General features: G+C 68.9%; 5 protein-coding genes. All 5 read left to right on the forward strand.

Annotated features, from left to right (window positions below; translation table 11 throughout):
- Nucleotides 1-220 precede the first annotated feature (220 nt).
- The 5 genes from ACWY4P_RS11590 (at nt 221) to ACWY4P_RS11610 (ending at nt 14568) form a co-directional block, all read left to right on the forward strand.
- Nucleotides 221-3235, forward strand: a complete 3015-nt coding sequence (locus tag ACWY4P_RS11590) for a TIM-barrel domain-containing protein (RefSeq protein ID WP_456210422.1) — start codon at nt 221-223, stop codon at nt 3233-3235.
- Between the two features lie 110 nt (nt 3236-3345).
- A complete protein-coding gene (locus ACWY4P_RS11595; RefSeq protein ID WP_456210424.1) occupies nt 3346-5214 on the forward strand; it encodes a glycoside hydrolase domain-containing protein in 1869 nt (622 codons plus the stop codon).
- Nucleotides 5211-8852 carry a beta-galactosidase gene (locus ACWY4P_RS11600; protein ID WP_456210426.1) on the forward strand — a complete coding sequence of 1214 codons (3642 nt, stop codon included), beginning with the start codon at nt 5211-5213 and terminating at the stop codon, nt 8850-8852. The genes ACWY4P_RS11595 and ACWY4P_RS11600 overlap by 4 nt, the downstream gene beginning before the upstream one ends.
- Nucleotides 8849-12565 carry a beta-galactosidase gene (locus tag ACWY4P_RS11605; protein WP_456210427.1) on the forward strand — a complete coding sequence of 1239 codons (3717 nt, stop codon included), beginning with the start codon at nt 8849-8851 and terminating at the stop codon, nt 12563-12565. Before ACWY4P_RS11600 ends, ACWY4P_RS11605 begins: the two co-directional genes overlap by 4 nt.
- On the forward strand, nt 12565-14568 hold the full coding sequence (locus tag ACWY4P_RS11610; RefSeq protein ID WP_456210429.1) for a glycoside hydrolase family 31 protein: 2004 nt from the start codon (nt 12565-12567) through the stop codon (nt 14566-14568). Before ACWY4P_RS11605 ends, ACWY4P_RS11610 begins: the two co-directional genes overlap by 1 nt.
- Nucleotides 14569-14577 lie beyond the last annotated feature (9 nt).

Consider the following 14577-nt stretch of genomic DNA (forward strand, 5'->3'; position numbering starts at 1 on the left):
GAATTTACCGCCGCCTTCCCCGGGTCCGCGACCTCAGGAACCAGGGCGCGGACCCGGGGAACCCACCGTCACCAGGGACGACGGGACCGATGGGTGGAGCCAAGAAATCATGGAAGCGAGCGTTGACAGATGACACCTATGGCCAGAACATGAACAGAAATAAGCATGATCTTGCAGTGCTGCTCAACGACACCATGCCCCGCCCCGCAGGAGGACGTGAGTGCGCACCCACCCCCGTAGACCGCGCGAAACCGCCAGATTCGGCACGTTCCTGGCCGCCGCGCTGGCCTTGACGCTCATACCGTCCGTGACCGAACCCCTCATCACACCGGCCCGGGCGGACACCGCCGCCCAGCCGAAGGTGACCCGCAGCGCGGATGCCCTCACCGTGTCCATGCCGGCCACCGAGAAGACCCCCGGCTACACCGTCGACATCGCCACCGACGAACTCGCCGTCAGCACCGAGCGCGCCGGAGAAGCCGTGCTCAGCACCGCGGGCGGCGACACGGGAGGCCTGCGATTCCGCTCCGGCGGCCAATGGCAGCACGCGACCGAGGTCACCGACTGGGCATGGAAGGACGGCGTCCTTGCCCTCACCGCCGACACCACGCTCGACGGCGCCACCGTCAAGGCGCGGCTGACCCCCACATCCGACCGTTACCAGCTGGACTGGGACGTCGAGGGCGGCAGCCCCGACCGACTCGGCCTCGCCTACGACCTGTCATCGGCGGGCCACTGGTACGGCCACGGCGAGGCGGAGACCCCGCAGGGCGGCCCCGGTGTCAACCAGCCCTGGCCGCTCGACACAGGCGAGGTCGAACACGGAACCTTCGGCCCGGCCTCGTACAACATGATCGACCCGTTCTGGTACACCTCCACCGCGACCGGTCTCCGGGTCGACACCGGGGACGTCATGGACGTGGCGCTCAACAAGGACAAGGACGGCCTCGGCCGCTTCACCGTCGAGTCGCCCGACACCTACAAGGCCACCGTGTTCATCGAGTCGACCCCCCTGGAGGTCTACCGCGACTACATCGGCATCGTCGGCAAGCCGGACAAGAGCGATGCCACATACGAGCAGTACGCCAAGCCGCTGTGGAATTCCTGGGCACAGTTCTACACAAAGGTCGACCAGGAGAAACTGCTCGACTATGCCACCGACCTCCACGACAACGGTCTTGACGGGCACACCATCCAGCTCGACGACAAGTGGGAGTCGAACTACGGCAATCTGACCTGGGACCCCAAGACCTTCCCCGATCCCAAGGGCATGTCCAAGAAGATCCACGACATGGGGTTCGACTTCGGCCTCTGGGTCACCCTGTGGATCAATCTGGACTCGGACAACTACCAGCACGCGGTCGACAACGGCTATCTCCTCATGGACGCCGAGGACACCAGCAAGCCCTGCGAAGTGACCTGGTGGAACGGCCAGGCCGGAATCATCGACCTGGCCAACCCCGACGCCAGGGCCTGGTACGAGGGCAACCTCAAGAAGCTCATGAGCGACTACGACGTCGACGGGCTGAAGTTCGACACCCGCTTCTTCGACGAGAAGTGCGCGCCGCGCGAAGGCCACCAGGCCACCGACTACCAGAAGCTCGGCACACAGCTCGCCGACGAGTTCGACCTCCAGGGCGCGGGCATCCGGGTGCACTGGAACGAGACGGCCCACAAGGCCGGCTTCGTCACCCGCCAGGTCGACAAGGGCACCGGTTGGGACTCCCTGCGGGCCTCCGCCACCCAGAACCTGGCGATCTCCACCATCGGCTACCCGTTCGTCGAGTCCGACATGATCGGCGGCTCCGGCGGCCAGCCCGCACCGTCCAAGAACGTACTGGTGCGATGGGCGCAGTCCGCCTCGCTGATGCCGCTGATGTACTCCTCGACGTCACCAGTGGACACCAATGACACCACCACCGGGCAGAAGGTGGACTACGACCAGGAGACGGTCGACCTCTACCGGCAGGCGATCGAGACGCACAAGAAGCTCGCCCCGTACATCTGGGACCAGGTCCAGGCCACTCTGAAGACCGGCGACCCGATCATGCGGCCCCTGTTCTTCGACTTCCCGAAGGACAAGGAGAGCTACACCGTCACCGACGAGTGGATGCTCGGCCCGGCCGTGCTCGCCGCGCCCAAGCTGAGCACCGGCGCCACCCGGACCGTCCATCTGCCGCCCGGCACCTGGTACGACGTCAATCAGGGCACGGTGATCCGCGGCCCCAAGACCCTCAAGGGGTACGCGGCGCCGCTCGGCGTCACCCCGGCGTTCGTCAACCTCAAGGCCAAGGGCGCCGCCAAGGCCATCAAGGCGCTGAAGCGCGACGACGTCCCGGCCGCCTCCGTCCTGATCAGCCCGGACGCCCCGGCCACCGGCTCCGGCACCCCCTTCGAGGTGACCACCGAGGCGACCAACTGGTCCACGGGGGCCATCAGGAACGTCCAAGCGGCACTGGACCTCCCCGACGGCTGGACCGCCACGGCGGCCGGCCCCACCACCGCGAAGTCCCTCAAGGCCGGTGGAACGCTCACGACCAGTTGGACGGTGACCCCGGCCGCCGACGCGAAATGGGGCGGTCACGACCTCACCGGGACAGTGACGTACGACCGGGCCCAGAAGGTCTCCGACACCGTGCGGGCCGAGGTCAAGGCGGCCCCGGGCAGTGTGACGGCCCCGTATCTGACGACCGCCACCACCGATGACGCCCGATACGCCCAGGGCGGGGACCAGTTCGCCATCTGGGCCGGCGGTCAGGACCTGTCCGGGTGGAAGGACGAGAAGGGCGTCATCTACCTCGACGACGCGGCCGGCGAGAAGGCCACGGTGCGGACCCAGCTGGTCTCCCAGGACAGCGCCTCACCCTTCGGCAAGGCGGGGATCGCCCTCGCCAACGATCTGACCGCGCCCGGCAAGGGCGGTTACGCGGTGCTGGTCATGACCGAGCAGTACGGGCTGGAGTTCATGACCGACAGCAATGGCGACGGCGCGCTCGACACCTGGGCGGGCGGCGGCTCCACCTACCACCCGGCGTATCTGAAGCTGACCCGGGACGGCACCGCCTACACCGCGTACGCCAGTAAGGACGGCGAGACCTGGTCGCAGGTCGGCACCGCCGACGTGCCCTCGGCCGCCGGCACCGGTGACGCCGGGATGGTCGCCAGCGCGGCCAACGTCAGCTACCCCGGCGAGAACATCGAGGCCGTCTTCAGCGGATTCTCCGTCACCTCCTGACGCCACAGGGACCAAGTGCACCGCCCGTTCCCGGCAGGCCCCCCATCCTCCCCGGGGGCCTGCCGGGGAGCCACGCCCGTGCATGTCCGTGAGAGAGGGAACACAGACCCATGGCACGTACGTCCTCGCTCGTCGCCGGCTTCGTCGCGGGTGTCGTGGTGGCCGCGAGCACCACCGCGATCGCCGTCACCGGCACGACCACCGATACCGACCCCGATTCCAAGGCCACCACCACCTGGCTGACCGTCAAGGTCGCCGACGCCATGGGCACCAAGGACACCATCACCTGGGTGCCCACCGGGTCCTTCGCCGGCTCCGCGGAGGAGCGGGTCCCGCGCTACCCGATGACCGCCATCCAGGGCAAGGACACCAAGGAGCTGAGCCTCTCCGCCGTGCGCAACGAGCAGGTCTCGGCGCAGCTGGCGATCGCGTCCGGCCAGGATCTCGACAACGTCAAGGCCGTGGTCGGCGATCTCACCGGACCGGGCGGGGCGAAGCTGTCCGGCGACGACACCCAGGTCCGGTTCGTGAAGTACGTGCCCGTGCAGCGTTCCAAGAGCGAGGTCGACTGGTCGGCCACCATCGACCAGGTCAGCTCCGGCAAGGAGGTCTCCGGCGACCGCAACCCCGACGTGGTCGGCGACCCCCTGGAAGAGCGGTCCTCCGTGGACGTGCCCGCGTACGCGGCGCAGCCGCTGTGGTTCACCTTCCATGTCCCCGAGAAGGCCAGGCCCGGCACCTACCGGGGCACGGTGAGGGTCGACGCCGACGGCCGTACCCAGGCCAGTTACCCGCTGACCATCGAGGTCGCGGACGCGAGCGCGCCCGACTCCGATGACTACAACTTCTTCCTCGACGTATGGGCGCAGCCGGAGACCATCGCCCAGGCACACGGCGTGAAGCTCTGGTCCGACAAGCACTGGAAGCTGATCGAGGCCTACAGCCGCGACCTGGCTTCCCGCGGTCAGAAGGTCATCAACACCACCATCGTCGACAACCCCTGGCACCATCAGTGGTCGCTGGGCACCCGGGAGTCGCAGACGGCCACGCCGTACTCCAGCATGGTCGGCTGGACCTGGGACGGGAAGACGTTCTCCTTCGACTTCGCCCGCTGGGACAAGTACGTCCAGACCACCAGACGCGCCGGGCTCGGGCCCGACATCGGCGCCTTCTCCATGCTGGCGTTCCAGGACAAGGAGCACCTCACCTACACGGACACCCGTACCGGCAAGACCGTCTACGAGAACGTCGATCTGGGCGGGGACCGCTGGCGGGAGGCGTGGGGGGCGTTTCTGCCCGCCTTCGAAAAACATCTGAAGGCGAAGGGCTGGCTGGAGGACGCCTGGCTGTCGTTCGACGAGCGCCCGATTGACACCATGAAGGTCGTCAAGGACTTCGTCCACGAGGTCGCGCCGGCCTTCGACGACCGTATCTCCGTCGCCGGGTCGATCAGCACGGAGGGCGTCGCGTCGAACCTGTCCGTCGACTGGGGCGGCATCGACGCGATGACGAAGGAGAAGGCGGCGGAGCGGCGCGCGGCCGGAAAGATCACCACCTTCTACGTGTACGGCTCACCGGCTCATCCCAACACCCTGTCGTACTCTCCCGCCGTCGAGTCACGCATGCTGCCGTGGATCTCCGCCCAGCGGAACCTCGATGGGTTTCTCCGCTGGTCGTACAACAGCTGGACCCGCGACCCCTTCGATCAGCCGGTGCACATCTTCACCCAGGGCGACGAATACCTGGTCTACCCCGGCAAGAACGGGCCGATGTCCAGCATCCGCTGGGAGCAACTGAAGGAGGGCATCGAGGACTATGAGCTCATCGCCCAGCTGAGGAAGAAGGAGGCCGGTGGCGCCGACAGCGACGCTCTGACCGAGGCCCTCGCCACGGCGACCCGGAACCTCGACGGCCGTACGAAGGACGTCACCGACATCGAGACCGCGCGGGCGGCCGTGGTGAAGGGGCTGACGTCATGAGAGGGCGATGGCGCTCCCTGGTGCTCGCCGCGCTTCTGACCGTCATTCCCCTGACCGGTCCGGGCGCCGCGACACCGGCCCAGGCGGAGCCGCGGACGCAGGAGCACACGGTCACGTACGACCAGTACTCCGTGAAGGTCGACGGCAAGCCCCTGTACATCTGGGGCGCCGAGCTCCACTACTTCCGGCTGCCCAGCCCCGACGCGTGGCGTGACGTACTCCAGAAGATCAAGGCCGGCGGATTCAACGCGGTCTCGCTGTACTTCGACTGGGGTTACCACTCGGCCAAGCCGGGCTCGTACGACTTCACCGGCATCCGTGATGTGGAACGGCTGCTGGACGAGGCCGAGCGCGCGGGTCTGTATGTGATCGCCCGCCCCGGCCCGTACATCAACGCCGAGGTCTCCGGTGGCGGCTTCCCGGCCTGGCGGAAGACGCGAAAAGGCGTGAACCGCACCTCCGAGGCCGACTACCTCGACGACGCGCGCGAGTGGATGAGCCGGATCAACCGGATCATCGCCCGCCACCAGCTCACCCGTGGCACCGGCACGGTGATCCTCTACCAGGTCGAGAACGAGTACCAGGGCGGCCGCCAGGACGCCGACTACATGCAGACGCTCATCGACTGGGCGAAGAGCGACGGCATCGAGGTGCCCACCTTCGTCAACGACGGCGGCGCCAACAAGAACTGGGTGAGCGGCAAGGGCGCCCCCGACATCTACGGCTTCGACGCCTACCCGCAGGGCTTCGACTGCTCGAAACCCGACACCTGGAAGAACCTGCCGGACTATTCGTACGTGGGCGAGTGGAAGCCCGAGTCCCCGCTGATCATCCCCGAGGCACAGGGCGGTGCCTTCGACCCCTGGGGCGGCACCGGGTACCAGGACTGCGCGCGGCTCACCGGCACCGACTTCACCCGGGTGTTCAGCAAGATGAACATCGCCGCCGGGGTGAGTGGCCAGTCCTTCTACATGACGTACGGAGGCACCAACTGGGGCTGGCTCGCCGATCCGAACGCGGTGTACACGTCGTACGACTACGGGGCTCCGATCAACGAGTCCCGTCAGCTGACCGACAAGTACCAGGAGTTCAAGCGCCTCGGGTACTTGGTCAACTCGGTCCGCTCGCTGGCGCGGACCGACAAGGCCGAGGCGCCCACTCCTTCCGATGAGGCACTGCGCGTCGACCGGCGGGTCAACCCCGACGACGGCACCCAGTTCTTCACCGTCCGGCACGCCGACACCCGGGTGAAGGACAAGGATGAGACCACTCTGTCCCTGACCGGCGCGGACGGCGACTATCCGCGCGTGCCGCAGCAGGGCACGATCACGGTCGACGGCCGGGACGCCAAACTCCTCGTCGCGGGCTACGACCTGGGCGATCAGCGGCTCGTCTACTCCACCTCGGAGATCATGACGCACGCCCGCGTCGGCGACCGTGACGTGGCGCTGCTGTACGGACGCGAGGGCGAGGCCGGTGAGACCGTTCTGCGGTACACGAAGCGGCCCAAGGTCACCGTGCTCGACGGCGATGTCACCACCGCCTGGGATGCCGAACGTGGCGATCTGCGGCTGGACTACACCCACGACGGACTGGCCCGAGTGCGGGTGAACGGCCTGGAACTGCTGATCGCCGACACCGCGGAGACCGCCCACTGGTGGCGGCAGGACACCGCCGCGGGCCCGGTCCTCGTACGTGGCCCGTCCCTCGTCCGCACGGCCCAACTGGACGACGGAACCCTGAAGTTGACCGGCGACTCCACCGATGCCGCGAGGATCGAGGTCATCGCGGACGCCACCAAAGTGACGTGGAACGGCCGCGAGACCGCCGTCACCCAGGCGCCTCGCCCCATCGAGCTGCCCGAGCTGACGACGTGGAAATACAAGGAGGAAGCGCCGGAGTCCGCCCCGGGCTTCGACGACTCCACCTGGACCACCGCCGCGGGGCTCAGCGCCAACAACGCCGAACTGGACGGATCGCTGCCCGTTCTCGCGATGGACGAGTACGGCTACCACCACGGCGACGTCTGGTACCGCGGCCGGTTCAAGACCACAGGGAAGGCGACCGCGATCGCGCTGAACGCCAACACCGGACCGACCGGCCAGTACGCGGTCTGGCTCAACGGCAGCTATCTCGGCAGCTCCGGCGACGGCGCGCACACCTTCGACATCCCGGCGGGGACGCTCGATGCGGAAGGCGACAACGTCCTCTCCGTGCTCGTCGAGAACGCGGGCCACAACGAGGAATGGGGCCACGACTACTCCAAGGAACCGCGCGGCCTGCTCGGCGCCGAGGTGATCGGCGGGGCCACCACCCTCACCTGGAAGATCCAGGGCAGCCGGGGCGGCGAGAACCCGGTCGACACCGCACGGGGCCCGTACAACAACGGCGGGCTGTACGGGGAGCGGGCCGGATGGTCGCTGCCGGGCTACCCCGACAACGGCTGGAGTCGCACCACCCTGTCCGGGCAGACCGGGAAGACCGGGCCCGGCGTACGGTGGTACCGCACCACCACCGGGCTCGACCTGCCGCGGGGCCAGGACAACGCGATCGCGTTGGATCTCGCCGAACCCAAGGGCGGAAACACCGACTACCGCGCCCAGATCTTCGTGAACGGCTGGCTGATCGGCCGCTACCTGGCCGACACCGGGCCCCAGACGCGCTTCGTCATCCCCAAGGGCATCCTGCGCGAGCAGGGCAGCAACACCATCGCCCTGGCCGTCTGGTCCACCGACAAGGCTTCGGGGCCCGGTTCCGCGACCCTCGTCGACCTCGGCGCGTCGGCGGGCGGGACCAAGGTCCGTGACGTGGACGCGCCCTCGTACGACGCCAAGACCTACGCCATGCCGACGTCGGGCGCCCGGGTCACCGTCGGCGCCGAGCCGTTCCTGAGCACCGGCACGGCCACCGAGGTCCCCGTCACGCTCACCGTGCCGAAGGACGCGCCGACCGCGCGGAATGTCAAGCTGGCGCTGACCGTGCCGGACGGCTGGACCGCGGCCACCGACGACACCACCCGTTTCGACCGGGTCCGGCCCGGCGACACGGTGACCGCGGCCTATACCGTCACCCCGCCCGGCGACCCGGTTCACTACGCCGTCCTGTCCGCGACCGCGCAACTGACGCAGACAGGCCACTCAGGCACCGTCACCGGCCAGCGGGCCGTTCAGGTGCCGCCGCCGGGGCTGTCCGCCGACGCCTACGTGAGCGACCTGACCCTGGTCAAGGCGGTCAACGGCTGGGGCCCGGTCGAGAAGGACGCCTCCAACGGCGAGTCCGCGGCAGGCGACGGGCGGCCGCTCGCGATCGGCGGCACCACGTACGCCAAGGGCCTCGGCGTGCACGCGAACAGCCAGATCCGGGTCTACCTCGGCGGCGGCTGCACCCGGTTCACCGCCACCACCGGGGTGGACGACGAGGTCGGCGACAACGGCAGCGTCTCCTTCCAGGTGATCGCCGACGGCCGCTCGCTCTTCACCAGTCCGGTGCTGTACGGCTCCGGGGGCGGCGCCGCCGTCGACGTGGACGTGACCAGGGCCCGCTGGCTGGACCTGCTGGTCGACGGCGACGGCGATGTCTCCGCCGACCACGCCGATTGGGCAGAAGCCAAGCTGACCTGCGCGGGAGGCACCTCGTGAACTTCGCCCGATTCGGACAACTGCGTACCCTGCTGGCCGGAGCGCTGGCCGCCGTACTGCTCGCGGTCCTGTCCGCGGCGGTGCCCGCCCACGCCACGGGCACAGCCGCCGAAGCCACCAAGGCCACGCCCCACACGGTCAGTTACGACAAGTACTCCGTCAAAGTCGACGGCGAACGACTCTTCGTATGGTCCGGAGAGTTCCACTACTGGCGGCTCCCCAGCCCCGACCTGTGGCGTGATGTGCTTCAGAAGATCAAGGCAAGCGGCATGAACGCCGTCTCGATCTACTTCGACTGGGCCTACCACTCCCCCGCGAAGGGCCGTTACGACTTCACCGGCGTCCGTGACGTCGACAAGCTGCTCGACATGGCCGAGGAGGCCGGGCTCTATGTCATCGCCCGCCCCGGACCGTACATCAACGCCGAGACGGACGGCGGAGGCTTCCCCGGCTGGCTGATGACCCAGAAGGGACAGGCCCGCTCCACCGACCCCGAATACCTCGACGCCGCCCGCGAGTGGCTCCAGGAGATCGACCGGATCCTCGCCCGCCGCCAGGTCACCGACGGCACCGGGCCGGTGCTGCTCTACCAGGTCGAGAACGAGCTGTACGACCCGGAAGGCCGGGACCACATCGTCGAGTTGAGCAAACAAGTGCGGGCCGACGGCATCACCGTGCCCCTCGTCGGCAACGAGCCGATGCCGCAGTACGCGGGCGGTGAGGGTCTGGACTTCGTCGGCGAGCTGGACCAGTACAACTCCTTCTGCAAGGGAGAGTGGTGGCTGCCCACCCTCAAGCAGCAGCAGGACGACGCACCGCTGGCGATTTTCGAGGCGGGCACCGGCTGGTTCCAGACCTGGGGCGACACGGGCTACGAGAAGTGCCGGGAGAAGATGGGCCCCGCGTACCAGAAGATCGTCAACAAGCACGAGGTCATGCAGGGCACGACGATCGAGAACCTCTATATGACCTACGGCGGCACCAACTGGGGCTGGCTCGCCGACCCGCGACAGGTCTACACCTCGTATGACTACGGCGCACCGATCAGCGAGCCACGCCAGACCGGCGCCGACTACGACGAGATGAAGCGGCAGGGCCTCTTCTACACCACCACAGGACCACTCACCGCGACCGATCCGGCCGACGCGCCCGACTCGTCCAACGAGGCCGTGCACATCGAAGCCCGCGCCAACCCGGACACCGACACCCAGTTCCTCTACCTCCGGCACGGCGACCCGATGGCCGCCGCCGACGCCACCACCACCTTCGACTGGGCGACCCCGGACGGCACCTATCCGGTCACCGCACGGCTGAACGGCAAGACCGGCAAGATCCTCGTCGCCGGCCACGACCTCGGCGGCCGGCAGCGGCTCGTCTACTCCACCAGCGAGCTGCTGACCAGCACACGGACCGGTGACCGCACGCAAGCCGTGCTGTACGGCGGCGAAGGCGACCCCGGGCAGACCATGCTCCGGTACTCCACCAAGCCCAAGGTCACCGTGGTCGCCGGCAAGGCCGACGCCACCTGGGACGCCGAGCGCGGCGACCTGAAGCTGGACTACACCCACTCCGGTCTCACCCGGATCCTCGTTCAGGGCGGCGGCCGCCCCGATCTGCTGCTGCTCATCGGCACCGACGACCAGGCCGCCGATTTCTGGCGGCAGGACACGGGAGCCGGTCCGGTCCTGGAACGCGGCACCGAGCTGGTCCGTACGGCATCCGTCACCGGCCGGACGCTCGCACTCACCGGGGACGCCCGGAAGGCGGGGCCGCTGGAGGTCTTCGCACCGCCCGGCGTACGCGGCATCACCTGGAACGGCGTACCCCTGAAGGTCAAGCCGACCGCGTCCGGCAGCCTGCTCGGCACGGTGCCCGGTCCGAAGGACGTCACCCTCCCCGAGCTGACCGGCTGGAAGACTTCGGCCGAAACGCCCGAGGCCGACCCGGACTTCGACGACTCGTCCTGGACGTACGCCGACAAGCTGACCACCGACAACCCCACCGCGCCCGGGACTCTGCCGGTGCTCTACCAGGACGAGTACGGCTACCACTACGGCTACGTGTGGTACCGCGGGCGCTTCAAGGCCACCGGCACCGAGAAGTCCCTGTCCCTCGCCGCGAACGCCACCAACCCCGATACCTCGTCGGGGGCGGTGGGCGCGTACTCGGTGTGGATCAACGGAAAGTTCACCGGGACGAGCAAGACCGGCCGCCGGACCTTCCCCCTCGCCGACGGTCTGCTGCGCAAGGGCAAGGACAATGTGGTCTCCGTCCTGGTCGGCACCATGGGCCACAACGAGGACTTCACCTGGAACAGCGACGACCACAAGCAGCCGCGCGGGCTGACCACGGCGTATCTCGCCGGCTCCGACGCGCAGATCACCTGGCGCGTCCAGGGTGCCCGGGGCGGCGAAAAGCCCGTCGACACCGTGCGCGGGCACATGAACAACGGCGGTCTGTACGGCGAGCGGGCGGGCTGGACCCTGCCCGGCTACCCGGACCGCTCCTGGGACGCGGCCACGCTGCCGACCAGTGACACCACCCCCGGTATCGCCTGGTACCGCACCACCTTCAACCCCAAGCTGCCCAAGGGCCAGGACGTGTCGGTCGGCGTCACCATCGCCGACAACCCCGACCGTGACTACCGCGCCCTCATCTATGTCAACGGCTGGCTGATAGGCCATTACGTCAACAACACCGGCCCGCAGCACACCTTCCCCGTTCCCAACGGCATCCTGCGCGCCGACGGCAAGAACACCATCGCCATCGCCTCGTGGAGCGAGGACGCCAAGAGCGGCGGCCTCGGAAAGGTGGGTCTCACCACCCTCGGCAATGTCACCTCCTCGCTGCGCGTCGCCGATGTGGCCGCTCCGGCCTACGACGCCGCCACCTACGCCGACCCGGCCACCCCGGCTCGGGTGACCGTCGACGCCCCCGACGCCGTCGAGCCGGGCGGCAGCTACCAGGTGACGGCCGCGGTCTCGGTACCGGACGAGGGCGAGCCGCTCCACGACCTCACCCTGAGCCCGAACCTGCCGGACGGCTGGACCGCGACCCCGGCCGGCCCGGTCCGGCTCGGCAGCCTGAAACCCGGTGCCTCGGCGAGCGCGAAATGGACCATCGACGTGCCGTCGGCCCAGAAAACCGGCACCGTCGCGATCCTCGGCGCCACCGCCGACTTCACCCGGCGCGGCAAACCCGGCTCGGCGACCGGGGAAGAGGTGGTGGCAGCGCAGCCACCGCCGCTCACGGCCGGCGAACACTACGTCAGCGACCTGCCGTTCCAGTCCAGCAGCAATGGCTGGGGCCCGGTCGAACGCGACCAGTCCGTCGGCGAGAACGCCGAGGGCGACGGCCTGCTGCTCACTCTCCACGACACCGTCTACGAGAAGGGCCTCGGTACCCACGCCGCCAGCAGCGTCCAGGTGTGGCTCGGCGGCACCTGCACCACCTTCCACGCGGCCCTCGGCCTCGACCAGGAGACCTACGGCCGCACCGATGGCCCGGCCACCGTCACCTACACCGTCCTCGCCGACGGAACGCCCGTCTACGAGAGCGGCACCGTCGACCGGGACACCGCGACGAAGAAGATCGACGTCGATGTGGCAGGCGCGCGCCGGCTCGAACTCGTCGTCTCGGACGCCGGGGACGGCAACGCCCTGGACCACGCCGACTGGGCCGACGCCAAGCTGACCTGCGGCGGCGGTGCCTGATGCCCGGTGTGAGCCGAACCCTCCGCCGCTGCTCGGCGGCGCTGGCCCTGGCCGCCCCGCTGCTCGGCGCGGCCCCGGCAGCCGCCGAAACCGGGACGATCAACCTCGCGACGCCGGGCTACGAACTGCGCGTCGCGACGGACCGGCTGACCCTCACCACGGTACGGGCGGGCCGGACCGTCCTGGCCACGGCGGCGGGGGCGTTCCGGTTCCGGATCGGCGGTGACTGGTACCTCGTCCGGGAGGTCACCGGCAGCGCCCGCGACGGCGACACCCTGCGCGTCACCGCCGCCACCGATCTGCCGGGCGTCACCGTCGACCTGAGGATCACCCTGCGGTCCGACCGGTACGACGTGAAGTGGTCGCTGTCCGGGGCGACCGCGGACGCGCTCAGCACGGCATACGACCTGAACAGCGCTGTGCACTGGTACGGGCACGGCGAGAACAGCGACCAGACGGTCCAGCCGTGGCCACTGGACTCCGGGCAACTGGTGGACACCGGGTTCAGCCCGGCGTCGTACCAGGTGGTGTCCCCCTTCTGGTACACCGCGAGCGCCACCGGGCTGCGGGTCGACACCGGTGAACCGATGGACGTGCGCATCAACTCCGGCGGCAACGGGCTGGGAGAGTTCACCGTCACCGGGGAGCGGCCCGCCGCCTCCACCGTGTTCGTCGAGGACACCCCGGCCGAGGTGTATCGCGACCACATCGAGCTGGTCGGCAAACCCGAGCGCTCCGACACCCCCTACGAGCAATACGCCACCCCGCTGTGGAACTCCTGGGCCCAGCTCTACACGGAGCAGAATCAGGACAACGTCATCGACTGGGCCCGTTCGCTGGCCGACGCGGGACTCGACGGGCACGCGGTACAGGTCGAGGAGAGCGTGATCGCGGCCGACTTCGGCGAACGCTTCCCCGATCTGCCCGCCCTGTCCCAGGAACTCGGCCGCCTCGGATTCGACCTCGGCATGTGGACCGGTCTGTACATGCCCGAGACCGCTGCCAACTTCGCCTACGCCGTCGACCACGGGTATCTGCTGAAGGACCCCTCCGACCCGTCCAAGCCATGCCTGTTCACCTGGTGGAACGGCCGCCGGACCGGGCTGATCGACCTGGCGAATCCGGCCGCGCGGCAGTGGTACACCGAGGATCTGAAGGCGCAGACGCGCGAATCCGGAGTGGCCGGATTCAAGTTCGACACCGCCTTCTTCGACGACCGGTGCGCGCCCTACCCGGGAGCGACCCGTGCCGACTACGTGACCTACGGCACCGAACTGGCCGACGAGTTCGACCAGCAGGGGGCGGGGCTACGGGTCGCGTGGAACGCCGCGCAGGCCAAGGGCTTCGCCACCCGCACGGCCGACAAGCCGACCACCTTCGGGGGCCTGCGCGCCTCGGTCTCGGCCAACCTGGCGGTATCCACGGTCGGTTACCCGTTCGTCGAGACCGACATGATCGGCGGCTCGCTCCTGTATCCGCCGCCCACCAAGGCGGTCCTGGTCCGCTGGGCGCAGGCGGCTTCCCTCATGCCACTCATGTACGCGTCGACCTCGCCCACCGGCGTACGGGACGCGACGACCGGCGAGTGGGTCGGCTATGACCGGGAGACGGTCCAGCTCTACCGCGCGGCCATCGCCACGCACGAGCGGCTGGCCCCGTACATCTGGGACCAGGTGCAGCAGACGCTGAAGACAGGCGATCCGATCATGCGGCCTCTGTTCTTCGACTTCCCGAAGGACGAGGCAAGTTACACGGTCTCCGACGAGTGGATGCTCGGTCCGGCCGTGCTGGCCGCGCCCAAGCTCGACCAGGGCGCTACCCGGGACATCTTCCTGCCGTCCGGAGTGTGGCGCGACGTCAACCGCGGCACGGTCGTCCACGGCCCCGTGACGCTCAAGGACTACGCGGCGCCCCTCGGGATCACCCCGGCGTTCGTGAACCTCAAGGCCGACGGCGCCGCCAAGGCGCTCAAGGCACTCCACCATGCCGGCGCGGCGCGGTAGGAACCGTTC

The organism is Streptomyces sp. LZ34 (assembly GCF_053890475.1).